Raw genomic sequence first — 23,778 nt, forward strand, 5'->3', positions numbered from 1 at the left:
CGCTGTCAATGACAATGTCCGGACAATCGGACTACACAACTTCCCGTCAACAGGCCGTGGGACTACAGTCGGGCCGTGCCGAAACCAGAAATGGACCCGACCGTGGAACTCGAGCTCAGCGTGGACCGGAGCAGTCCGGTGCCCTTGTACTTCCAGCTCTCGCAGCAGCTCGAGGCCGCCATCGAGCACGGAGCGCTCACCCCCGGCAGCCTGCTGGGCAACGAGATCGAACTCGCCGCGCGCCTCGGTCTGTCCCGCCCCACCGTCCGCCAGGCCATCCAGTCCCTGGTCGACAAGGGGCTGCTGGTGCGCCGCCGCGGCGTCGGCACCCAGGTCGTGCACAGCCAGGTCAAACGCCCGCTCGAGCTCAGCAGCCTCTACGACGACCTGGAGTCGGCCGGTCAGCGCCCGGCGACCCGCGTCCTCGCCAACGCCGTCGTCCCCGCGTCCGCCGAGGTCGCCGCCGCCCTCGGGGTCGCCGAGGACAGTGACGTCCACCGGATCGAACGGCTGCGTCTCACGCACGGCGAGCCGATGGCCCACCTCTGCAACTTCCTGCCGCCCGGCCTGCTCGACCTGGACACCGGGCAGCTGGAGGCGACCGGCCTGTACCGGCTGATGCGCGCCGCGGGCATCACCCTGCACAGCGCCCGCCAGACCATCGGGGCCCGCGCCGCCACGGCCGCCGAGGCCGACCGCCTCGCCGAGAAGGAGGGAGCGCCCCTGCTCACCATGCAGCGCGTGACGTTCGACGACACCGGCCGCGCGGTCGAGTACGGCACCCACACCTACCGGCCGAGCCGCTACTCGTTCGAGTTCCAGCTCCTCGTCCGGTCCTGACCGCACCGACCGGTACGTAGCAATGTCAGGACAAACGGGTGACCGCTTCGGTGGCTCCCGAGTCCGCCGCTCACGGCACATTCCTGCCCGGAACCGGCCACTCGCGGCAACCGTCCCATTGTTCCCCCGTTCGGCACCGAGCGTGAGCGTGCGGCAGAATCGGGCCCGATGAGCACCTACCGCGACTTCACCGCACCGATCGGCTCCCGCCGGGCCCCCGTGCTGCGCACGGTCGGCTCCAGAGAGCGCCGCTCGCACCTGTCGGCTCCCCGCGTGCCCACGGTGGGCATCGACATCGGCGGCACCAAGGTGATGGCGGGCGTCGTGGACGCGGACGGCAACATCCTGGAGAAGCTCCGCACGGAGACGCCGGACAAGTCCAAGAGCCCGAAGGTCGTCGAGGACACGATCGTCGAACTGGTCCTGGACCTGTCCGACCGCCACGACGTGCACGCCGTCGGCATCGGCGCGGCCGGCTGGGTCGACGCCGACCGCAACCGCGTCCTGTTCGCCCCCCACCTGTCGTGGCGCAACGAACCCCTGCGCGACCGCCTCGCCGGCCGTCTCGCCGTGCCCGTCCTGGTCGACAACGACGCCAACTCCGCCGCCTGGGCCGAGTGGCGCTTCGGCGCCGGACGCGGCGAGGACCACCTCGTCATGATCACGCTCGGCACCGGCATCGGCGGCGCGATCCTGGAGGACGGGCAGGTCAAGCGGGGCAAGTACGGCGTCGCCGGCGAGTTCGGCCATATGCAGGTCGTGCCCGGCGGCCACCGCTGCCCGTGCGGCAACCGCGGCTGCTGGGAGCAGTACAGCTCGGGCAACGCGCTCGTGCGCGAGGCCCGCGAGCTCGCCGCCGCCGACTCCCCGGTGGCCTACGGGATCATCGAGCACGTCAAGGGCCAGATCTCCGACATCACCGGCCCGATGATCACCGAGCTCGCCCGCGAGGGCGACGCCATGTGCATCGAACTGCTCCAGGACATCGGCCAGTGGCTCGGCGTCGGCATCGCCAACCTGGCCGCCGCCCTCGACCCGTCCTGCTTCGTCATCGGCGGCGGCGTCTCGGCCGCGGACGACCTGCTGATCGGCCCCGCGCGCGACGCCTTCAAGCGCCAGCTCACCGGCCGCGGCTACCGCCCCGAGGCCCGCATCGCGCGCGCCCAGCTCGGACCCGAGGCCGGCATGGTCGGCGCCGCCGACCTCGCCCGCCTGGTCGCCCGGCGCTTCCGCCGCGCCAACCGGCGCCGTGTCGAGCGCTACGAGCGCTACGCACGCTTCACGGAGTCCCGCCGGACCTCCCAGGGGCCGGCGTGACCGTGTCCGTACCCCGTCAGGCCGACTCCCCGGACGAGCCGCGGCAGCCCACCGAGGACCGCCGCCACCGCAACCGCCGCCGGGCCCTCACGCTGCTCATCATCGTGCTGCTCATCGGCGTCCCCGCCGGCTACCTGGTCATCTCCGCCAACCAGAGCCGCGACAGCGGCAAGGACAAGGAGGCCAAGTACTCGGCGACCGGCCTCACCGCGGGCTGGCCCGCGCGCGTGCAACGGCACATCTACAAGGTCACCATCCCGGTCCCCTCGTACAAGGTCGCCTACTACGAGACCAACAACTGGAAGACCAGCCGGCTCTACGTCCAGTTCGAGACCGTACCCGGCGGCCTCGACGCGTATCTGAACACCATGGGGCTCGACCGGAACGACCTGAAGCGGGACGACATCACGATCAGCGCCCGCGACCAGAAGATCACCGGCTGGAAGTTCACCGGTGAGGGCCCCTGGTACGGCGTCGTCGACAAGCGGGAGAACCCGGCACCCACCCACGACATCGTGGTGAACCTCGCCGACCCCCAGAAGCCCTTCGTGTACGTCGTCGCCCGCACCGTCCCGTAGCCGTCACGGGCGCCCGCCCCGGTGGCCGGAGCCGATTGTCAGACCCCGCCCGTAGAGTCGGAGACAGTCGGTCCGGCGTCGGGGAGGGAGGTGACAGGACGTATGAGCAGCGCACCCTCGGCGACCGCGAGCACGGACGAGTCCGTCCCCGCGCGGCTCGCCGCCGTCTTCCTGCCCGCGCCGCTCCCGCGCGAGGGCCGCATCGCCTTCTGGGACCCGGACGGCGACCCGCTGCCCGCCCAGGACGGCGAGCTCACCGTCGTCCGGCCGCACGGCTCCACGGTCCGCCGCCGCACCACCGCCGCGCTCACCCTGCCCCTCACCGAGGCCCTGCCGCTGCTCGTGCGCGCCCGCCACGACCCGGCCGCCCACCCCGCCACCGCCTGCTGGGGCGCCGCCGCCCTGCACGCCCTGCGGCTCACCGCGCGCGGCCGCCTCCTGCCCGGCCTCACCCCCACCGGCCACGACGCCTGGCGGGCCGGCCCCCTCGACCCCGACGACATCACGCACCTGCGGGCGATCGCCGCCGCCCTGCCCCCCGAGGGCCACGCCGTCCCGCTGCCCGGGCCCGGCCCGCTGCGGCTGCCCGAGCCCGAGGCGCTTCTGCGCTCCTTCCTCGACGCCGTCGCCGACACCCTGCCGCGCACCCCCGCCGCCCCCTACGCCGCCGGCCGCCCCTTCGCCGCGCGCGAGGCCCAGCCCCTGCCCACCGCCCACGCGTGGGCGGCCGAGGTCGCCGCCGGCATGGACGCCGGGGTGCGTATCTCGCTCCGCCTGGACCTGTCGGCGCACACCCTCTTCGACGAGGACGCGGGCGGCTCACGCAACGCGGGCGCCGCGATCGTCCAGGTGCACAGCCTCGCCGACCCCACCCTCGTGGCCGACGCCGCCGCCCTGTGGTCCGGCGAGGCGGACTCCGCCTTCGGTCCCCGCGCGCGGGTGGACGCCGCGCTCGCGGTCCGGCGCGCCGCCCGCGTGTGGCCGCCGCTCGACCGCCTCGCCGAGCAGGACGTGCCCGACGTCCTCGCCCTGTCCGACGACGAGCTGGGCGACCTGCTCGGCGTCGCCGCGACCCGGCTCGCCGCCGCGGGCGTCGCGGTGCACTGGCCCCGGGACCTCGCACAGGACCTCAGCGCCGCCGCCGTCGTCCGGCCAGCCCCCGGCTCGGCCACCGACGGCACCGGGTTCTTCGAGAGCGAGGCACTGCTCCAGTTCCGCTGGCAGCTCGCCATCGGCGGCGACCCGCTGACCGAGGCCGAGATGGACGCGCTCGCCGAGGCGCACCGCCCCGTCGTCCGGCTCCGTGACCAGTGGGTGCTGGTCGACCCGGCCCTGGTCCGCAAGGCCCGCAAACGCGAACTCGGCCTGCTCGACCCCGTCGACGCGCTGTCCGTCGCCCTCACCGGCAGCGCCGAGGTCGACGGAGAGACCGTCGAGGCGGTGCCGGTCGGCGCGCTCGCCGCCCTGCGCGACCGGCTCACCGCCGGCGTCCGCCCCGCCGAGCCCCCGCCGGGGCTGCGAGCCACCCTGCGCGACTACCAGCTGCGGGGCCTGGCCTGGCTGGACCTCATGACCTCGCTCGGGCTCGGCGGCTGCCTCGCCGACGACATGGGACTCGGCAAGACGATCACCGTCATCGCCCTGCACCTCAAGCGGGCCCGGCCCGCCCCCACGCTGGTCGTGTGCCCGGCGTCCCTGCTCGGCAACTGGCAGCGGGAGATCACCCGGTTCGCCCCCGGCGTCCCCGTCCGCCGCTTCCACGGCCCCGACCGCACCCTGGACGGCCTCGACGGCGGCTTCGTCCTCACCACGTACGGCACCATGCGCTCGGCCGCGCCCACCCTCGCGGAGGCCACCTGGGGCATGGTCGTCGCCGACGAGGCCCAGCACGTCAAGAACCCGTACTCGGCGACCGCGAAGGCCCTGCGCACCATCCCGACCCCGGCGCGCGTCGCCCTGACCGGCACCCCCGTCGAGAACAACCTCTCCGAGCTGTGGGCCCTCCTCGACTGGACGACCCCCGGCCTGCTCGGCCCCCTGAAGTCCTTCCGCGCCCGCCACGCGCGCGCCGTGGAGAACGGCGAGGACGACGAGGCGGCCGAGCGGCTGGCCCGCCTGGTCCGGCCGTTCCTGCTGCGCCGCAGGAAGTCCGACCCCGGGATCGTCCCCGAGCTGCCGCCCAAGACGGAGACGGACCACCCGGTGCCGCTCACCCGCGAACAGGCCGCCCTTTACGAGGCGGTGGTCCGCGAGTCGCTGATCGCCATCGAGACGGCCGAGGGCATGGCCCGCCGGGGCCTGGTGCTGAAGCTGCTGACGTCCTTGAAGCAGATCTGCGACCACCCCGCCCTGTACCTCAAGGAGGACCCGTCCGCCGCGATCGAGCGCCTCGCTGTCCGCTCCGGCAAGCTGACCCTCCTGGACGAACTCCTCGACACCGTGCTCGCCGAGGACGGCTCGGCGCTCGTCTTCACCCAGTACGTGGGGATGGGCCGCCTGATCACCTCCCACCTCGCCGCCCGCGCGGTCCCGGTGGAGATGCTCCATGGTGGCACCCCGGTCCCGGACCGGGAACGCATGGTGGACCGCTTCCAGAGCGGCGCCACCCCGGTCCTCGTGCTCTCCCTGAAGGCGGCGGGCACCGGGCTCAACCTGACCCGCGCCGGCCATGTCGTCCACTTCGACCGCTGGTGGAACCCGGCCGTCGAGGAACAGGCCACCGACCGCGCCTACCGCATCGGCCAGACCCAGCCCGTCCAGGTCCACCGGCTCATCACCGAGGGCACCATCGAGGACCGCATCGCGGACATGCTCGCCTCCAAGCGGGCCCTGGCCGACGCGATCCTCGGCACCGGAGAGTCGGCCCTCACGGAGCTGACGGACCGTGAGCTGACCGACCTCGTGTCCCTGAGGAGGGAGTCATGACGGGGGAGGACGAGCGCGCCCAGAGCCCCGCCGACGCGGCCCGGCAGGCGCTGCGGGCCGCCCGGGAGAAGCGCGAGGCGGAGCGGGACACCGGCGGCGAAGCCGCCTCCGAGGGGCGCCCCCCTGCCGAGGCACGCCCCGGTGACGCCGCTCGCGCGGCCCTGAGGCGGGCCGCGTCCGCGGCGCCGGAGGCGCGTGAGGAACCCCGGGCCGGCTCCGGCGCGGGGGCCGGGCCCACTCCCGCCCGGCGTGCGGCCGAGGGGGCCCGGGAGGCGCTGCGCGCCGCCCGCGAGGACAGACGGCGGGCCGCGGCCGAGGCCGAGCGCGAGGGGCGGCCCGCGCACCGGCCCCGGCGCGCCGCGGCCACCGGCCCGGTGGGGGAGCGAGCGCCCGGGGGTGAGGCCGCCCGTGACACCGCGGCCCGACGCGCCCGCGATGTCCGGCGCCTGGTGGCGGGCGCCTTCAAGATGCCGACTTGGGAGGACGCCGACGGCACCTATGACGGCCGGGATGGCGTCGAGGGCCGTGATGGCCGTGACGCGGGCGACGCCCGCGAGGCCGGCGATGGCCGCGACGGCCCCGACGTCCACGACACCGACGCCCCGATTCACGCCCCGGCCCCGGCGGACCGCACCGACGCGACGGACAGCACGCACGCGACGGACCGCACCCACGCCATGGACCGCGCTGCCGGCGACGCGATGCCGGCGGAACCGTACGACGCCCCCTCGCCGGGCCCCGCCTCCACTTCCCCGGCCCCCACGCCGGGTACGGCTTCCGCCTCCACGCCGGGTACGGCTTCCGCCCCCACGCCGGGCACGGCCCCCGCGGCCACTCCCCAAGTGCCCCGCTCCATGGCCGCCCCCGGCCGGGACGGGGAACTGCGGCGGACCTTCCCGGCGTTCGGGCCCCGGCCGGCGGGCGATGCCGGGTTCGCCGAGACCTGGTGGGGCAACGCCTGGGTGACCGCCCTGGAGGAGGGGGCCCTGGACGCCAAGCGCCTGGCCCGGGGCCGTGGTTACGCGCAGGAAGGACACGTCGACGCCATCACGGTGACACCGGGACTGGTGCTGGCGTACGTGCGTGGCAGCCGGCCCCGGCCGTACCGCGTGCAGGTGCGGCTGCGGACGCTGGGCGACGCCGACTGGGAGCGGTTCCTGGACGCCGTGACGGAACGCCCGGCACACATCGCCGCGCTGCTGGACAAGGAGATGCCAGAGTCCCTCGCCGAGGGCGACGTGCCGCTGCTCCCCGGCCCGGGGGATCTCGATCCCCGGTGCAGCTGCCCCGACCGGGGGCACCCCTGCAAGCACGCGGCGGCCCTCTGCTATCAGACGGCACGGCTGCTGGACGCCGACCCGTTCGTCCTGTTCCTACTGCGGGGCCGGGGCGAGCGGGAACTGCTCGACGCCCTGTCCCGGCGCAACGCGGCGCGCGCCGCCCGCGCCGCGCAGGAACGGGAGCCCGGACCCCTGGCGGGCGTACGCGCCACCGAGGCGCTGACCGCGGGGCGCCGGCTCCCTCCGCTGCCGCCCCCGCTGCCGGTGCCGCCGCACCCCGAGCAGCCACCGGTCTATCCGGCGGCGCCGGGCGGCCCGGACCCGTTCGCGCTGGACCAGCTGGCCACCGACGCGGCGGCCCGGGCGCACGCCCTCCTGGGGACCGGCCGGGACCCGGTCGGCGGTCTGACGCTCTGGCAGGACGCGGTCCGGCTCGCCGCCGCCCGCCCCGGTTCCGGCCTCACCGCCGGCAGCCGCGCCCTGTACGCCTCTCTCGCGTCGGCCGCCGGCCGTACCACGGCCGACCTCGCCCGGGCCGTCGCCGCCTGGCGGCAGGGCGGCCTGGAGGGCCTGGCCGTCCTCGAGGAGCCCTGGGACCCCCCGGCGGGGCGCTTCGACCGGGCCCGTCCGCTGCTCCTCGCCGCCGACCTGCCGGCCTTCCGGCCCTGGCGCAACCGCCTCACCCACCCGCGCGGCCATGTCCAGGTGCGCCTGGGCCGGGACGGGCTCTGGTACCCGTACGAGTCCGAGCCGGGCCGGGACGACTGGTGGCCCAGGGGCACCCCCGATCTGGACCCGGTCGGCGCCCTCACGGGACTCGGCAGCGCCCAGGACTGACGTCGGTCCCGGCACCGGCCCCGGCGCGTTCACCACACCGACCACCCCGTCGACGCGCCACGCCGGCCGGCGGCGAGGGGCACGGCGTCACGCCCGTCGAGCCGTCCCGTCAGCGTGACGACAGCGTCCCGCACGTGACCGCGGGCGTCGACATCAGCTCCGCCGCCGCGCGACGGGCCTGGCGTCCTGTCAGGTCCGCCCGGGCGAGCACCGAACTCCCGTCACCGGCTGTCACTGCCGTCCGTCCCCGTCAGGGCCGCCCGGCCCGCCTCCAGCCGGGCGACCGGCACGCGGAACGGGGAGCAGGAGACGTAGTCGAGGCCGGCGGCGTGGAAGAAGTGCACCGACTCCGGGTCCCCGCCGTGCTCGCCGCACACCCCGATCTTCAGGCCGGGCCGGGCGGCGCGGCCCTCGGCGACCGCGATCTCCACCAGCCGGCCCACGCCGTCGCGGTCGATCGTCTCGAACGGGGAGACCTTGAAGACGCCCTTGTCCAGGTAGGCGGAGAAGAACGCGGCCTCGACGTCGTCCCGGGAGAACCCCCAGGTGGTCTGGGTGAGATCGTTCGTGCCGAAGGAGAAGAACTCCGCCTCCCCGGCGATCCGGCCCGCCGTCAGAGCGGCGCGCGGCAGCTCGATCATCGTGCCGACGGGGCAGTCCACGACGACACCGGACTCCTCCGACACCTGGGCCAGGACCTGCCGCACCTCCTCGCCCACGAGCCGCAGTTCCTCGACCGTGTCGATCAGGGGCACCATGATCTCCGCGCGCGGATCACCACCGGCCCGCCTGCGGTCGACGACCGCCTCGGCGACCGCGCGCACCTGCATGGCGACGAGGCCCGGCGCGACCAGGCCGAGCCGCACCCCGCGCAGGCCGAGCATCGGGTTCTCCTCGTGCATCCGGTTGACGGCGTCCAGCAGTTCGGTGTCGTGGGCGCTGGGCGTGATGCCCCGGGCCTGCGCGGCGGCGAGACGGACGGCGAGTTCGGTGCGGTCGGGCAGGAACTCGTGCAGCGGCGGATCGAGCAGCCGGATCGTGACGGGCAGGCCGTCCATCGCCTCCAGGATGCCGGTGAAGTCCCGGCGCTGCAGAGGCAGCAGCTCCGCGAGGGCACGCTCGCGTTCGGCGTCCGTACGGGCCAGGATCATCGCCTCGACCAGGGGCCGCCGGTCGCCGAGGAACATGTGCTCGGTGCGGCACAGCCCGATGCCCTCGGCGCCGAACCGGCGGGCGCGCGCCGCGTCCTCGGGGGTGTCGGCGTTGGCGCGCACGCCCAGCCGGCGCGCCCCGTCGGCCCGTTCCATGACGCGGGCCACCGCGTCGACCAGTTCGGCCGAGGGCCCCGACCGGTCCCCGGTCTCGAAGTACCGCATGACGGCGGAGTCGACCATCGGCGCGGCACCGGCGTACACCGCCCCCGAGGAGCCGTCCACGGAGAGGACCGTGCCCTCCTCGACGACCGTGCCGCCCACGGTGAAGCGACGGCCGTGCGGGTCGACGTCGATCTTCTCCGCCCCGCACACGCACACCTTGCCCATGCCCCGGGCGACCACGGCGGCGTGGCTGGTCTTGCCGCCCCGGCTGGTCAGCACGGCCTGCGCGGCCACCATGCCCGGCAGGTCGTCGGGCGTCGTCTCTTGCCGTACCAGGACGACCTTCTCCCCGGCGGCGGCACGGCGGACCGCCTCGGCGGAGTCGAACACGGCGGCCCCGACGGCGGCCCCGGGCGAGGCCGGGATGCCCCGTGCCAGCGCCTCGCCGACCCCCGAGGTGTCGAACCGGGGGAACATCAGCCGGGCCAGCCCCTCGCCGCCCACGCGCCGCAGCGCCTCGTCCTCGGTGATGAGCCCCTCGTCGACGAGTTCGGCGGCGATGGCGAACGCGGCCTCGGCGGTGCGCTTGCCGACCCGGGTCTGCAGCATCCACAGCCGGCCGCGCTCGATGGTGAACTCGATGTCGCACAGATCCCGGTAGTGCTCCTCCAACGCCCGCATGTGGTCGCGCAGCCGGGTGTACGACGTCGGGTCCAGGCGCTCCAGGTCGGCCAGCGGGACGGTGTTGCGGATGCCGGCGACGACGTCCTCGCCCTGCGCGTTCGGCAGGTAGTCGCCGTACAGGCCGGGCCGGCCGGTGGCCGGGTCGCGGGTGAAGGCGACACCGCTGCCCGAGTCGGAGCCCAGGTTGCCGAAGACCATCGTCTGCACGGTGACGGCGGTGCCGAGGTCGTCCGGGATGTGCTCGCGGCGCCGGTAGAGACGCGCGCGCTCGACGTTCCACGACGAGAAGACCGCGAGGACCGCGCGGCGCAGCTGCTCGGCCGGCGACTGCGGGAAGTCGTCGCCGGTGTGCCGGTGGATCAGCTCCTTGTACGCCTCCACGAGCTCGGCGAGGTCGCCCGCGTCCAGGCCGAGGTCGTCCGCGGCGTCCCTGGCCTGCTTGAGGCGGGTCATGGCGTCCTCGAACAGGGCGCCGTCGACCCCCATGACCGTGGTGCCGAACATCTGCACGAGGCGGCGGTAGGAGTCCCAGGCGAAGCGCTCGTTCCCGGAGGACTTGGCGAGGCCCTGCACGGACGCGTCGTTGAGGCCGACGTCGAGGATCGTCTCCATCATGCCGGGCATGGAGAACCGCGCCCCCGAGCGGACGGACAGCAGCAGCGGGTCGTCCGGCTGCCCGAGCCGCCGCCCGGCCGCCTCCTCCAGAGCGGTCAGATGATCGGAGATCTCCCGGGACAGACCGTCCGGCTCGGCGCCGGTGGCGAGGAACGCACGGCAGGCCTCGGTGGTGACGGTGAACCCCGGCGGCACCGGCAGCCCCATCCGGGTCATCTCGGCGAGGTTGGCGCCCTTCCCACCGAGCAGGGCGGCCATGTCGCGGCTGCCCTCGGTGAACGCGTACACGTGACGGCCCATGGCACTGCTCTCCCTTCCGGTCACGCGCGCCCGGATCACCCCAGGGGCGGCCCCGGCCGGTGCGGTGTCCGTCCAGCCTGGGCCTGACGGCGGCGGGACGGCAGGCGCTGGACGTCCTCGGAGTGAGGCCGATCGGCCCCATGGCGCAACGCGGCGGCCCGCTCACCCGTGGCAGCCGGCCCGGACCCAGGCACCGCACCGGCACGGACGCGGGCAGCGGATGCCGGGTACGGGTCGCCGGGTGAAGACTTGACGGAGCGGGGCGACGAGGGCGAGGGAGTCATCGTGAGCGGTCAGGTGGTCGTGGGCGTGGACGGATCGGCGTCGAGTCTGGCCGCCGTGGAGGCCGCCGCGACGGAGGCCCGGCTGCGCGGAGCCGCCCTGCGCGTCGTCCACGCGTTCGTCTGGCCGGCCATGCACGTGCCGTCGGGCCCGTCCCCGCTGGGCCCGCAGGACGGCGGGCTGCGCCAGGAGGTGGACCGGCTGGTTGCGGAGGCGGTCGAACGGGCGCGGACGGCCGCCCCGGGGATCGACGTCGGCCACGCCGTCGTGAGCGGCGAACCCCTGGCCACCCTGGAGACCGAGTCGCGGACGGCGGAGCTGGTGGTCGTCGGGTCCCGGGGGATGGGCGGCTTCGTGGGCCTGCTGGTGGGCTCGACGGCCGTGCACCTCGCCGCCCACGGCCGCTGCCCGGTCCTGGTCGTCCGCGAGGAGCCCCGGACCGACGGCCCGGTGATCCTCGGCGTCGACGGCTCGGCCGCCGCCGGGGCGGCGACGGACTTCGCCTTCACCGAAGCCGGCCTGCGCGGCGCGCCGCTCGTCGGGCTGCACGCCTGGACCACGTGGAACGCGCCGCTGCCCACACCGGAGACCGGGCCGTTCGCCGCCGCGCCGGGCGTCCTGGCGCAGGACGAGGAGCGGCTGGTGTCCGAGGCGCTCGCCGGGCACCGGGAGCGCTTTCCCGACGTGGCCGTCACGACGAAGGCGGTACGGGGCCGGACGCGGGAGACCCTGATCGAGGCGAGCCGCTCCGCGCAGCTCCTCGTGGTCGGCGCCCGGGGGCGCGGCGGCTTCGGCGGCCTGCTGCTCGGTTCGGTCAGCCAGGCCATGCTCCATCACGCGCACTGCCCGGTCGCCGTCGTCCGCGGCACGTGACGGCCGCCGCGAACCGCCTCCTCCGGCCCGCTCGCTCCCTCGTGTGTCCGCCGCCGCACGACGGGCACTCGGCGGGGGAACGGCGACCCGTGAGGAGGCACCATGAGGTGCTCGACGCGCCACAGCCCGCTCGGCGGCCGCGCGGAACCGGCGGTCCTCTCCGGACGCGACCCGAAAGCCGCCGGACGGTGACCCCCGCGGCCGTCGGCGTCGTCATCGCCACCCGGAACCGCGCGTCCTCGCTGGCCCTCACCCTCCCGCACCTGCTGCGCCTGCCCGAGCGGCCACCCGTCGTCGTCGTGGACAACGCCTCCACCGACGGCACCCCCGCTCTGCTGGCCCGCGAGTTCCCGCAGGTCCGCGTGGTGCGGCTGCCGGCCAACCACGGAGCCCTCGCCCGTACGGCCGGCGTCCGCGCCCTCGACACGCCGTACGTGGCGTTCAGCGACGACGACTCCTGGTGGGCGCCGGACGCGCTGAGCCGGGCCGCCGGACTGCTCGACGCGCACCCGCGGCTCGGCCTGCTCTCCGCGCACACGCTGGTCGGCCCGGCTGCGGACCCCGATCCGCTGAACGACGTACTGGCCGGGTCACCGCTCGGCCCGGCGACCGACCTCCCGGGCACCCAGGTCCTCGGCTTCCTCGCCTGCGCCAGCGTCGTCCGCCGCACCGCCTACCTGGAGGCCGGCGGCTTCCACCCCGTGCTGTTCTTCGGCGGCGAGGAGACACTGCTCGCCTACGATCTCGCCGCTCGCGGCTGGGGCGTCACCCACTGCGCCGACGTCGTCGCCCACCACCACCCGGCGCCGTCGCCCCGCACCGGCCGTCCGGTCACCGTCCTGCGCAACGCCCTGCTCACCGCGTGGCTGCGCCGCCCGCTGCCGTACGCGCTCGCCCGCACCCGCGACCTGGCCGGTCAGGCCCGCCACGACGACCGCGCCCGCCAGGCCCTGCGCGGCGCCTTCGCCCGCCTGCCCGCGGCCCTGCGTGCGCGCAGGCCGCTGCCCCCCTGCGTCGAACGGGCCGCCCGCACCCTGGACAGCACGGCCGAGGCCATCGGAGCACCGGTATGACCGACCCCCGTACGACCGTCGTCGTCATCACCCACAACCGCCGCCCGGAACTGCTGCGCACCCTCGACCGGCTGGCCGAACTGCCGGAACGGCCCCGGGTGATCGTCACCGACAACGGCTCCACCGACGGCACCGCCGACGCCGTCACCCGGCACCACCCCGAAGCGCTCCTGCTACGCCCCGGGCGCAACCTGGGCGCCATCGGCCGGAACCTGGCCATGCGCCATGTGCGCACGCCGTACGTGGCCTTCTGCGACGACGACTCCTGGTGGGCGCCCGGCTCCCTGACCGGGGCCGCCGACCTGCTCGACCGGCACGCCGGGCTCGGCACCGTCACCGCCCGCATCGTCGTCGAACCAGGCGGCACGGAGGACCCCATCGTCACCGAGCTGCGCGGCTCGCCCTTGACCGGGCCCTCCTGGCTGCCCGGACCGGCCCTCGGCTCGTTCCTCGCCGCCGCGACCGTGCTGCGCGCCGACGCCTTCCGGGCCGCCGGCGGATTCCACCCCCGGCTGTGGCTCGGGGGCGAGGAGGAACTGCTCGCCGCCGACCTCGCGGCCGACGGCTGGTGGCTGACGTACGCCGACCACTTGACGATCCATCACCAGGCATCGGTGATCCGGGACCCCACCCGGCGCCGCGCGCACGGCATCCGCAACACGCTCTGGTTCACATGGCTGCGCCGCCCGGCGGGGCGGGCCCTGAGCCGCACTCTGCACCTGGCCCGCACGGTCCCCCGGGACAGGGCGTCCCTGCGCGCCTTCGCGGAGGCGGCGGCCGCGCTGCCCTGGGTCGTGCGCGAACGCCGGGTCCTCCCAGCCGAGGTGGAGTCCCGGCTACGCCTCCTGGAAACCTCCCAACGCGACTCGAAGGCCCGCCGCTACGTGGGCTGAGCCGGTGCCTGCCTGAGGGGCGGCGTCCACCCGCGATGTGCTGGGCGGGCGGGCCCGGCTCACCGGCCGGCGCCCACCCCCAGGGCCCCGAGCAGTTCCTCCGTGCCGTCGCGGGCCGCCCCCCGGCGGAAGCCCTCCGCGATCCGCTGGGCGTGGCCCCGGCCGTCGCGCACCATGCCCACCAGTGGTCCAGCGTGGACGTGTCGACGTGTTCAGCGGGTACCAGTGCGGGCCAGCCGCAGGCGCGGGCCTGGGCCGTCACCTTGGCGCCGCCCTCCACCGGGTCGACGGCGAGTGCCGGAACGCCCGCCCGCAGTGCGAGCACCATGCCGTGCAGCCGGTCGGTCACCACCAGGTCGAGCCGGGAGAGCACCGCCTCCAGCTGGGCGGGTGTCGCGCACAGCCGCCAGTCGTGCGCGTCGAGCCGGGTCTCCAGTTCCAGGCGAGCGCAGTCCCGCCCGGCCAGCCACCGGGTCACCTCCTCGGCCACCCGTGCGTGCCGCCGGCGTCCCCCGTACTCCCGTTGTCCGTGGGTGAGGACCACCCCGACGACGGGCCGGGCGGGCAGGGCGGACGCGCGCGCCGACAGGTCGGGCCTCGGTTCCGTACGGGGAGCGTCCCGCGCCACCACCCGGTGGAACCCGGTGACGGCCGGGCAGGCGGCGTCGACCACGGACGTGCCCACGGCGATCCGCACACAGTGCGCGAAACGCCGGTGCAGTTCCTCCAGTTGCGGGCCGTGCAAAGGGCCGCACACGAACACCAGATGGGAGTAGTCCTCGGGGCGGACCTCGGCCAGGGACGGCCCCTCCGGGCGGAAGCCGGGGCTCCAGGCGACGTCGTGGTCGAGCCGCGCGCCCCGCAGCGCCTCCCGCGCCCGCTCCAGCGCCAGCACGTCCCCTGCGGTCGCCTCCCCGTGCAGGAAGGAGAACCATCCCGTCAGCAGGATCCGTGGCCGTTCCGTCACGGCGCCCGGGTGCCCCGGCCGGCGCGCGGACAATCACCGTCCCCGACGCGGTTCCCGCGAGAGCCGCCGCGCCGCTTGCGGTCCCGTAAGAGCCCGTGTCTCATGGGGGAGCGGTCACCGGTGACCGGGCGGCCCGGTTCCGCTCGTTGGTCGCACGGGAGGCGGGATGTCAGGACGGTGGCGCGGTCCCGGTGTCATGGCGGTGGTCGTCCTCGCCACGGCCTGCGCCTGCGGCACGCCGTCCGAGCGGCGCGACGCCGTCACCGCGCAGGTGACCCGGTTCGAACGGGCCCTCGACGCCGGACAGCCGCAACGGCTCTGCGCCGCCCTCGCCCCCGCCACCAGGGAGGAACTGGAGCAGTCCGCCGAGGGCCGGTGCCTCAGGGCGATCGGCGAACAGGATCTTCCGTCGGCGGGCCCTGTCCGGCGTGTGGACGTCTACGGCGAGCAGGCACGCGTGGTGCTGGCCCACGACACCGTCTTCCTCGCCCACTTCCCCACGGGCTGGAAGATCACGGCGGCCGGGTGCACCCCCCGGCCCCAGCGCCCGTACCAGTGCGAGATCAAGGGCGGATGAGAGCGATGCGGACGCTGTTCGTCACGACCCTGCTCATCATCGCCGGCGGGCTCGCCTACTTCATGGCGGTGGGACTGATGCACCGATGACTCCGGCAGCCGGGGAACACGACGAGGGCGCCCCGCGCGGAGCGTCACGGCGGACGCGCCGCTTCCTGCGCGACAACAGCCTCGGCCTCTTCTTCCTGATCGCGTTCCTGTTCGCCCTCGCCGGGCAGGCCGTGGCCGGGCGTGCCGAGTTCAACGAGCAGCTCGTCGCCGACGGCCTCGCTCCGGTCGGCTTCGGGGCGTACCTGACGTCGTCGGACTTCGCCGTCGACGTCACGGAGAACTGGCAGTCGGAGTACCTGCAGTTCTCCCTGTACATCCTCGCCACCGTCTGGCTGGTGCAGCGCGGCTCACCGGAGTCCAAGGAACCCGGCCGGTCCGGCACGGAGTCCGACCGGGAGCAGCGGACGGGCCGGCACGCCCGGGAGGACTCCCCGCGCTGGGCGTCGGCCGGCGACTGGCGCGGCCTGGTGTACTCCCGCTCCCTGGGCCTGGTGATGGGCGGCATCTTCCTGCTGTCCTGGCTGGCCCAGTCGGTCACCGGGGTCGCCGCCTACAACGAGCAGCAACTGCGCCGGCTGGAGGCCCCCATCGGCTGGACCGAATACCTGTCCTCCCCGGACTTCTGGAGCCGCTCCCTGCAGAACTGGCAGTCCGAACTCCTCGCCGTCGCCTCCATGGCCGTCCTCGCCGTCTATCTGCGGCAGCGGGGCTCCCCGGAGTCCAAACCCGTCGGCGCGCCCCACTCCGCCACCGGGACCGAGGGCTGAGCGCGCGCCGGGCGTGCAGGGCGTGCGCGGGGCGCGGGTGGGTACCCCGGACCCACACAGCCGCCTTCCGCCCGCCCACCGACGCGGCGGACCCGTTCCGGAGGTGGGGATGCGTCTCACCCACAGCCGTCCCACCGACCCCGGGTACCGCCGCCTGCGCCACGGGCGCGGCTTCCGCTACCTGGACACCCGCGGGGAGCCGCTGCGCGACCGCGACGAGCTGAACCGGATACGGGCCCTGGTCATCCCGCCCGCCTGGCGCGACGTCTGGATCTGCGCCAAGCCCAACGGGCATCTGCAGGCCGTCGGCACGGACGAGGCCGGCCGCCGCCAGTACCTGTACCACCCGCGGTTCCGGGCCGAACAGGAGCAGGCCAAGCACGAGCACGTGCTCGACGTCGCCGAGGCCCTGCCCGCCGTGCGCGACACCGTCGAGGAACACCTGGGCGGCCGGGGACTGACCCGGCAGCGGGTCCTCGCCACGGCCGTACGCCTGCTCGACCTGGGCTTCTTCCGCGTCGGCAGCGACCGCTACACCGAGCTGAACCAGAGCTACGGCCTCACCACACTGCGGCGCGAGCACTCCCGCTCCCGGGCGGACGCGGTGTTGTTCAGCTACACGGGCAAGCACGGCAAGGAGATCGTCCAGACGGTCGTGGACCCCGCCGCCTGCCGCTCCCTCACCGCGATGCTGCGGCGCCGGGGCGGCGACGAAAGGCTCCTCGCCTACTGGGAGGAGCGCTCCTGGCACCCCGTGACCGGCGACGACGTCAACAGCTACCTCAAGGAACTGGCGGGGTGCGAGATCAGCGCCAAGGACTTCCGCACCTGGCACGCCACCGTCATGGCCGCCGTCGCCCTGGCCGTCTCCCACCCCGTCGCCCGCAGCGAGACCGCCCGGCGCCGCGCCATCGCCCGGGCGGCGCGCGAGGTCGCCGGCTACCTCGGCAACACCCCGGCGGTCTGCCGTGCCTCGTACATCAACCCCCGGGTGATCGAGCTCTACGAGGAGGGCGTCACCGTCGCCGACGCGCTGCCCCACCTGGGCGACGAGGGCACCCCCGGCACGCCCGCCACGCACGGCCCCGCCGAACGCGCGGTGCTGCGGATGCTGCGGAACGGATCCACCGGCTGACCCAGCGCCGGGGCCGACCACCCTCGGCGGGCGGCCCCGGCTCGGCCGCGGGTCACCCGCTGCCGAAGAGTGCCTGCGTCCCCCTGACGGCAGCGTGCCGTCGCGAGGCGGACGGCGAAACCGCCCGGTTCGTGGCGGGAGCAGGTGTTTAGCCGGGACCCCTGAGGTTAGTCGGTCTGTCCCGCCGCTCGTCCGGGCCGCTCGCCGATCCGGCGGCCGCCGGCCGGGCCGGCCAGATCCGCGACGCGACAAGGGGCCGTGATGACCACTCCCGAAGAGAACCGTCCGAAGACCGACACGACCGACGAGGTCCTCACCGAGAAGAACGCCTCGGAGGCCGGCACCCCGGACGCCGGGGCCACCGGACGCACGGTCAAGGAAGCCCTCGAAGAGGCGGGCGTCAGCCCCGACGACTTCGAGGAGAAGTGACCCGCAAACCCACCGACAGGGAACGGCCATGACGCAGAAGAACGAGAACGACGACTCCGGCAGGGCCGCGCGGAAGGCCCTCGCGGAGGAGGAGGAACGCGCGCGGTCCCAGCCGTTCAGCTACCCGTACCCGGAGCGCCGCGCGAACGTCCGCGCCACCCGCCGCATCTCGCGGGAGGAGGCCGACGCCGACCTGACGCCCGGCGTCCCCGGCGGATACGGCAGCACCGGCGGCGGTCAGCCCGGCGGCAGCCCCGGGATCGCCCCGGACCGCGACGGCACGGTGGACCCGTCCGAGCGCGCGAACACGATCGACGCCGCGGACGTCGCCGACGACACCGCCTGACCGCGTGTCCGAGAGCCCGCAGCACCCCCCACGAACGAGGCATGGAGAAGGGAGCCCATGGACACGGCAGTCGATGGTCACCGCACAGGACGTCTGCACGGTCTGCTGCGGCGCACCCGCACCGAGTACGCGGCGGGGCACGACCGCCCCCTCGGCGGCTATCTCGCGGCCATGGCGGGGTTCGCCGGCTACACGGCGGCCTGGGCGACCGCCGTCCGGCTGCGCGGCCGGCCGGTGCCGGACCGGCCCGAGCCGTGGGACGTGGCGCTGACGGCGATCGCCACCTTCCGGCTCAGCCGGCTGCTGACCAAGGCGTCCGTCACCAGCCCGCTGCGCGCCCCCTTCACCCGGTACGTCGCCCCGCAGGGCCCGGCCGAACTGCACGAGGAGGCCCAGCCCGAGGGCGGCCGGCACACCGCCGGGGAACTGGCGACCTGCCCGTTCTGCATGAGCGTCTGGGTGGCCTCCACCCTCACCGCCGGCCAACTGCTGTGGCCGCGCGCGACACGCACCGCCATGGGAGCCCTGGCCGCGCTCGCCGGGGCGGACGCGCTGCAACTGGCCTACGGCTCGCTGATCGGCAGGACGACCGGCGACTGACGCCCGCGTGCCGGTACGGGACTCACTCGTACCGCAGACGCAGCGACTCCCGCTCGGCCTCCTCGATCTGCTCCAGGGTGAGGCCGGGCAGGTTCAGCTGAGCCAGGGTCACCTCGGCGCTGCTCGGCTGGGCGTCGGCGGGCAGCCACCGCTCCGGTCGCCACGCGTCGGCGCGCATCAGGGACTTCGGACAGTGCGGGTACGCCTGCTCGACCTGCACGACCAGCGCGGTGACCGGCGGCTTCCCGACCGGAGTGAGCTGGGCGAGCAGCTCGGGGCGTGCCGACACACAGGCGCGGCCGTTGACGCGCAGTGTGGTCGGGCGGCCGGGTATGAGGAAGAGCAGCCCAATGCGTCCGGTCTCCAGCACGTTGTGCAGGGTGTCGAGCCGCTTGTTGCCGGTCGCGTCGGGAATCACCAGGGTGCGCTCGTCCAGCACGGAGACGAACCCGGGCGGGCCGCCGCGCGGTGTCACGTCCGCCCGGCCCTCGCGGTCGCCGCTGCCGACGAACACCAGTGAGGAACAGCCGATCAGCGCCCGGGTCTCCTCGGTCAGACGGCCGATCTCCTTGCGGCGCGCGTTCGGGTTGGGCTGCGGATACAGCTCCCGCAGTTGATCCGGGCTGTCGAGGGCGTCCGCCCGGAGGGAATCGAAGAGCGAGCCGGAGGCATCGGTGTCGACCGTCATGGGGACGACCCTAGAAGACGACCGGCCGCCCCCTCACCGCCGACGGCGAACGCAGGCCATCCGCTTCGCCCACTCCGGATGGTCCGGAGCGGGCCGACGGCCTGTGCGGTCGCGACCCCCGTCACCGTCGCGGTCGCGAGACGTGAGAGGGGCTGACGCGTGAGTGAGACACCACCGCCCCCCTGCAATGTCTCCCAGTTGCCCGCCTCCACGGCATGGTCGCCGACGCGCCGGCCGCCCTCGCGGCGGGCGGTGCCGTCGGCAGCGCCGGCCCGCCCGCCCATGACACCCACGGCCGCGCCCTTGTGCTGCGGGAGGTCCGTCCGCCGGTGGGGGTGCGACGGCCGCCTGGACTACCGGGCCCTGAGATAGGCTGATGGCCGCCCGGTGGCCAAGGGCAGCCGGAACACGCGGGAAGGCAGGCTGATGCGGGACGTGAGTGGATCGGCTGCCGGCGAAGCCGCGGCGGACCGTCATGTCGCCGTGGAGTACTCCACCGACGACGAGTGGGCCGCCCATCTCGTGCCCTTCGTCCGCGCGGGCTTCGACAGGGGCGAGCGGGTGCAGTACTTCGCGGACGCCACCGACCCGCGACTCGTGATCCATACGCTCGCCGAGCGGGGTGTGGACGCCGACTCCGCGATCCGGCGGGGACAGCTCGTGGTGACCACCGCCGACGAGACCTACCTGACCGGCGCCCGGTTCGACCCCGACGCCATGATCGGACTGTGGTGCCGTGCCGTCGAGGCCGCCGCCGGCCAGGGGTACGGGAACCTGCGGGCGATCGGCGAGATGTCCTGGGGCGCCCGGCACATGACCGGCGCGGAGCGCCTGCTGGAGTACGAGCTGCGCATCCACCACGAGGTCTTCGAGCAGTTGCCGCTGACGGCCTGGTGTTTCTACGATCGCCGCCTCCTGGCACCCGAGGCCCTCGACGCACTGGTGGGCGCCCACCTGACGCGGGCGGGCGCCGCCCCTCGCCCGCACGTCGGGCCCGGCCTCTCGGTCGCGCCTCTGGCCGGCCGACCCGGCTTCCGTCTGTCCGGATCCGCAGGCTACGAGAGCCGCCGCGTGGCCGCCTCGGCCTCGGCCGCCATCGCCGCGTCGACGGTGAAGGACATCACCCTGGATCTGTCCGGCCTCGACCACCTCGACGTCTCCGCACTCGCCGACATCGCCCACGCCGCGCGGCTGCGTCCGTCCGGGGCACGGGTCCGGCTCGTCGGGGCGCCGCCCGCGCTCCACCGCATGCTGGAACTCTTCCCCGAGCTGAGGGCCGTCCTTCAGGGGGCCGACCAGTGACGACTCACACACCGACGTCGGCGGAGAGCCGGGTCAACCCGTCCTTCCACCACCCCGCTCTCTTCTACACCACCGAGGAGGACTACCTGCGGGGCGTCGCCGCATTCGTCCGCACGGAGGCGAGCGGCGGGCGCCCCGTCCTGGTCGCCGTTCCCGGTCCGCGTCTGCGACTGCTCCGCGAAGCCGTCGGCGTCGGACACGAGGACATCACCTTCGTCGACATGCGGCAGGCCGGACGCAACCCCGGGCGCATCCTGTCGCTGCTGCAGAACTTCGCCGACCAGCATCGGGATCGGCGCCCGTCCATCGTGGGCGAACCGATCTGGGTCGGGCGCACCCCTGCGGAGGTGCGTGAGGCGACCCGTCACGAGGCGCTGATCAACCTGGCGTTCGACGGCCGGCCTGTCACGATCCTGTGCCCGTACGACACCACCCTGCCGGAGCGGGTGCTGGCGGAGGCGCACCGCACGCATCCCGTTGTCGGAGACCCGGACGGCTACCGGCACAGCCCGCGCTATGAGGACCCGCTGACGGTGTGCCGCGACTGCGACGGGCCCCTGGAGGAGCCGGCGGATCCACTCGTCCTGCACTTCACTGAGCAGGACCTCGCCGATGTCCGTGACACCGCAGGGCACTGGGCACAGACGGCGGGCCTGTCCCCGCGCCGGCACACCGACTGGTTGCTGGCCGTCAACGAGGCCACCGGCAATTCACTGCGGCACGGCGGGGGACAGGGCGTTCTGCGGCTGTGGCGCACGACCGACGCTCTGATCGCCGAGGTGAGGGACCGAGGACGGCTCACCGACGCGCTCGTGGGCCGGCGCCGTCCTGACCCGCTGTCGCCGGCCGGCGGCCGTGGCGTCTGGATGATGCACCAGTTGTGCGATCTGGTCGAGATGCGCACCCCGCCGACGGGCCTGATCGTGCGACTGCACCTGGCCCTGGACTGAGCGGTGCCCGCCGCGGCACCCGGGGGAAGGGGCCAGCCCTGGTCCGGTGTCGCGCCAAGAGCGCCGGGCTCACGCTGGTACAGACGCCCACCGTGGGGCGTCGACGCGATCAGCTCGGGTTGGAGGAGGGGGTCTGAGCGCCGTCGCCGGCCATGTACTCCCCTCCGGCCGGCTCACCGGCCCTACCGTCGGTGGCGACACGGGTGGCGGAGCCCTGGATGTCTGCGCTGGTCGACTGGCCGGTGGTCATGGCGGTGACCGCTTCTGCGGCGGTGGCATGGACCGGCAGGACTGCGTCGACACCGGTGAGAACGAGCATCCGCATCAGGCGGTCGGGGACGGCGGCGAGTCTGAGCGCACCGCCCACCGCCTGGGCGGCGTGCCAGAGGCCGATGAGCGCGCTCAGACCGGCGGAGTCCCAGAAGCCGACCTGTGACAGGTCCAGAACCAGGTGCGGGCACCCCTGCTCGATGACTTCCGAGGCTTCGCGGCGCAGGGTGTCCGCGGTGCGCGTGTCCACGTCGCCGGCGACGACGGCGATCGCGAGGCCGGGACGGGGGTGCTGGACGGTCAACTGCAGCGTGTCGGTCACGTCGGTCATCACTCCTGGCCGAAGTGTTCGGGCGCGGCGGCGGTGTGGGCGGTGGCAGAGACACTGCCGTCGGGTGTGGTGTGAGGGCGGGGGACGGACAGGGCCAGCAGGGCCACGTCGTCGCCGGCTCCGTCGGGCAGTGAGGTCAGCAGGGTGATGCTGTCCTCGACCAGGGAGGTGGCGGTGACGGGTCCGGTGCGCTGGTGGAGAAAGCCGGTCAGGCCGTCGTCACCGAGCATGGCGCCCTCGGTGGTGCGGGCTTCGATCAGCCCGTCGGTGTAGAGGAACAGGCTCTCCCCGGCCGTCAGGGGGAACGTGGTCTGGGCGAAGGGCGCCTGGGGGAAGGCGCCGACGAGCATGCCGCCCTGGGGGCGTACGGCCCGCACCCAGAGGGTGCCGCCGTCGTCGGGGCGCACATGGTAGGCGGGAGGGTGGCCACCGGCGGCGATGGTGACGGTGAAGCCGCCGTCCTTCCGGGGTTCCAGGAGGCCGAAGAGGACGGTGCAGAAGCGGCGGCCGGCGGTGACGTCGGTGAGCAGCATGGTGTTGAGCGCGCTCAGCACGGTGACGGGGTCGGCGTTGATCTGGGCCGCGGCGCGCAGGGTGTGGCGGGCCAGGGCGGTGACGGTCGCCGCCTCGGGGCCCTTGCCGCACACGTCACCGAGGAAGAAGGCCCACCGGTCGCCGTCGAGGGGGAAGACGTCGTAGAAATCGCCGCCTACGTCGTGGGCGGAGGCGGTGCGGTAGTGGCAGGCCAGTTCCAGGCCCGGCACCGCGGGAAGGGCCGGGGGCAGCAGGGTCCGCTGGAGGGTGGAGGCGAACGCGGCGATGGCGGCCTTGTCCTGCTCCGCCTTCTCCCGCGCCGCCCGTTCCGCCTCCGCCCGCGCCCGTTCCGCCTCGGCGTGCCGCCTCTCCGCCTCCCGCCGGGCCTGCTCGTCGCGCAGGGCGCGCAGCGCCGACAGCCGCAGCTCCATCTCGTCCAGCACGATCGCGGCGAGATCGGCGAGGGTGGCGGTGTCTTCCTCGGTGATCGAGCGTGGCCGGGTGTCGAGGACGTTGACCGTGCCCAGCTTGTGCCCGTCGGGGGTGATGATCGGCGCCGCGGCGTAGAAGCGCACCCCCATCTCTCCGGCGACCAGCGGATTGTCCACCGCGACGGGGTCCTCGAGCGTGTCGGGGATGACCATCGTGTCATCACGCAGGATCGCCGAGCCGCACAGGCCCGGATCACGGCCGATCTCCGCGACGCCCTCCAGGCCGTGGGCGGCCTTGAACCAGATGCGGTCGGTGTCCACGATCGTGACGGTCGCCACCGGCACGTCGAAGAGCCGGGCAGCCATCGCCGCCACCCGGTCGAACGCCCCGTCGGGCGGGGTGTCGAGGATGTCGTAGCGGCGCACCGCCGCGATACGAGCCGTCTCCACATCGGGGTCGGGGACCAGCTCGGGGCGGCGCCCGGGAGCCGGGTCGGTGGCCGATGCCTGCTGCATTTCCGGCTTTCCTCTCCGTCGATGGGCTGCCGCCGTGAACGGCACGAACCGACGCAGCCTAGATCGACAACA

General features: G+C 74.5%; 20 protein-coding genes and 1 pseudogene. 16 read left to right on the forward strand and 5 right to left on the reverse strand.

All coding sequences use genetic code 11. From position 1 onward, the window contains the following. The first annotated feature begins 102 nt into the window (after positions 1-102). The 5 genes from ACFV46_RS16480 (at position 103) to ACFV46_RS16500 (ending at position 7,777) form a co-directional block, all read left to right on the forward strand. Positions 103-840, forward strand: a complete 738-nt coding sequence (locus tag ACFV46_RS16480) for a GntR family transcriptional regulator (RefSeq protein WP_385498771.1) — start codon at positions 103-105, stop codon at positions 838-840. 168 nt (positions 841-1,008) lie between these two features. Continuing rightward, positions 1,009-2,157, forward strand: coding sequence for an ROK family glucokinase (locus ACFV46_RS16485; protein WP_361934899.1), 1,149 nt, complete (start codon positions 1,009-1,011; stop codon positions 2,155-2,157). Next, the gene (locus ACFV46_RS16490; RefSeq protein ID WP_361934901.1) at positions 2,154-2,735 is read left to right on the forward strand and encodes a sugar kinase; all 582 of its coding nucleotides are present in this window, start codon (positions 2,154-2,156) and stop codon (positions 2,733-2,735) included. Before ACFV46_RS16485 ends, ACFV46_RS16490 begins: the two co-directional genes overlap by 4 nt. Before the next feature lie 102 nt (positions 2,736-2,837). Continuing rightward, positions 2,838-5,660 (forward strand): SNF2-related protein, encoded by a 2,823-nt coding sequence (locus tag ACFV46_RS16495; protein ID WP_385498658.1) that lies wholly within the window; start codon positions 2,838-2,840, stop codon positions 5,658-5,660. After that, entirely contained in the window at positions 5,657-7,777 is a 2,121-nt protein-coding gene (locus tag ACFV46_RS16500; protein ID WP_385498660.1) for an SWIM zinc finger family protein, read from the forward strand. The genes ACFV46_RS16495 and ACFV46_RS16500 overlap by 4 nt, the downstream gene beginning before the upstream one ends. Before the next feature lie 221 nt (positions 7,778-7,998). Here the strand turns inward: ACFV46_RS16500 and ppdK are convergent, their stop codons facing one another. Next, on the reverse strand, positions 7,999-10,692 hold the full coding sequence (gene ppdK / locus ACFV46_RS16505) for a pyruvate, phosphate dikinase (protein WP_376726947.1): 2,694 nt from the start codon (positions 10,690-10,692) through the stop codon (positions 7,999-8,001). 285 nt (positions 10,693-10,977) lie between these two features. On the opposite strand from ppdK, the gene ACFV46_RS16510 reads away from it, so the two are divergent. From ACFV46_RS16510 to ACFV46_RS16520, 3 genes are all read left to right on the forward strand, one after another. Beyond that, on the forward strand, positions 10,978-11,847 hold the full coding sequence (locus tag ACFV46_RS16510) for a universal stress protein (RefSeq protein ID WP_361927776.1): 870 nt from the start codon (positions 10,978-10,980) through the stop codon (positions 11,845-11,847). 188 nt (positions 11,848-12,035) lie between these two features. Further along, positions 12,036-12,920, forward strand: a complete 885-nt coding sequence (locus ACFV46_RS16515; protein ID WP_385498661.1) for a glycosyltransferase family 2 protein — start codon at positions 12,036-12,038, stop codon at positions 12,918-12,920. Then, positions 12,917-13,813 carry a glycosyltransferase gene (locus tag ACFV46_RS16520; protein WP_361927781.1) on the forward strand — a complete coding sequence of 299 codons (897 nt, stop codon included), beginning with the start codon at positions 12,917-12,919 and terminating at the stop codon, positions 13,811-13,813. Before ACFV46_RS16515 ends, ACFV46_RS16520 begins: the two co-directional genes overlap by 4 nt. A 59-nt stretch (positions 13,814-13,872) precedes the next feature. Here ACFV46_RS16520 and ACFV46_RS16525 read toward each other — a convergent pair. Continuing rightward, positions 13,873-14,756 (reverse strand): annotated as a pseudogene (locus tag ACFV46_RS16525) (polysaccharide pyruvyl transferase family protein). 190 nt (positions 14,757-14,946) lie between these two features. Here ACFV46_RS16525 and ACFV46_RS16530 point away from each other — a divergent pair. The 6 genes from ACFV46_RS16530 (at position 14,947) to ACFV46_RS16555 (ending at position 18,684) form a co-directional block, all read left to right on the forward strand. Beyond that, positions 14,947-15,357, forward strand: a complete 411-nt coding sequence (locus ACFV46_RS16530) for a hypothetical protein (protein ID WP_385498662.1) — start codon at positions 14,947-14,949, stop codon at positions 15,355-15,357. A gap of 85 nt (positions 15,358-15,442) precedes the next feature. Then, a complete protein-coding gene (locus ACFV46_RS16535) occupies positions 15,443-16,174 on the forward strand; it encodes a DUF6766 family protein (RefSeq protein WP_385498663.1) in 732 nt (243 codons plus the stop codon). A 109-nt stretch (positions 16,175-16,283) separates the two neighbouring features. Then, positions 16,284-17,309, forward strand: a complete 1,026-nt coding sequence (locus ACFV46_RS16540) for a DNA topoisomerase IB (protein WP_376726953.1) — start codon at positions 16,284-16,286, stop codon at positions 17,307-17,309. Positions 17,310-17,570: 261 nt separating this feature from the next. Continuing rightward, a complete protein-coding gene (locus ACFV46_RS16545; RefSeq protein WP_376726954.1) occupies positions 17,571-17,738 on the forward strand; it encodes a hypothetical protein in 168 nt (55 codons plus the stop codon). Positions 17,739-17,766: 28 nt separating this feature from the next. Beyond that, the gene (locus ACFV46_RS16550; protein ID WP_376726955.1) at positions 17,767-18,084 is read left to right on the forward strand and encodes a hypothetical protein; all 318 of its coding nucleotides are present in this window, start codon (positions 17,767-17,769) and stop codon (positions 18,082-18,084) included. Between the two features lie 57 nt (positions 18,085-18,141). Further along, positions 18,142-18,684: a DUF1360 domain-containing protein gene (locus ACFV46_RS16555; protein ID WP_376726956.1), complete on the forward strand. Its 543-nt coding sequence runs from the start codon at positions 18,142-18,144 to the stop codon at positions 18,682-18,684. Positions 18,685-18,706: 22 nt separating this feature from the next. Here the strand turns inward: ACFV46_RS16555 and ACFV46_RS16560 are convergent, their stop codons facing one another. After that, positions 18,707-19,372: an MSMEG_1061 family FMN-dependent PPOX-type flavoprotein gene (locus ACFV46_RS16560; RefSeq protein ID WP_385498665.1), complete on the reverse strand. Its 666-nt coding sequence runs from the start codon at positions 19,370-19,372 to the stop codon at positions 18,707-18,709. A gap of 435 nt (positions 19,373-19,807) precedes the next feature. On the opposite strand from ACFV46_RS16560, the gene ACFV46_RS16565 reads away from it, so the two are divergent. Both ACFV46_RS16565 and ACFV46_RS16570 read left to right on the forward strand, forming a co-directional pair. Next, entirely contained in the window at positions 19,808-20,674 is an 867-nt protein-coding gene (locus ACFV46_RS16565) for an MEDS domain-containing protein (protein ID WP_385498666.1), read from the forward strand. Next, positions 20,671-21,624, forward strand: a complete 954-nt coding sequence (locus ACFV46_RS16570) for an anti-sigma factor RsbA family regulatory protein (RefSeq protein ID WP_385498667.1) — start codon at positions 20,671-20,673, stop codon at positions 21,622-21,624. The genes ACFV46_RS16565 and ACFV46_RS16570 overlap by 4 nt, the downstream gene beginning before the upstream one ends. 109 nt (positions 21,625-21,733) lie before the next feature. Here ACFV46_RS16570 and ACFV46_RS16575 read toward each other — a convergent pair whose 3' ends face one another. Together ACFV46_RS16575 and ACFV46_RS16580 are read right to left on the reverse strand one after the other, a co-directional pair. Further along, complete coding sequence (locus ACFV46_RS16575) at positions 21,734-22,225, reverse strand: STAS domain-containing protein (RefSeq protein WP_385498669.1); 492 nt, start codon at positions 22,223-22,225, stop codon at positions 21,734-21,736. Further along, complete coding sequence (locus ACFV46_RS16580; RefSeq protein ID WP_385498670.1) at positions 22,225-23,706, reverse strand: PP2C family protein-serine/threonine phosphatase; 1,482 nt, start codon at positions 23,704-23,706, stop codon at positions 22,225-22,227. Before ACFV46_RS16580 ends, ACFV46_RS16575 begins: the two co-directional genes overlap by 1 nt. Between the last annotated feature and the right edge of the window lie 72 nt (positions 23,707-23,778).

Origin of the sequence: Streptomyces sp. NPDC059852, from assembly GCF_042731455.1 — a bacterium.
GTDB lineage: Bacteria > Actinomycetota > Actinomycetes > Streptomycetales > Streptomycetaceae > Streptomyces.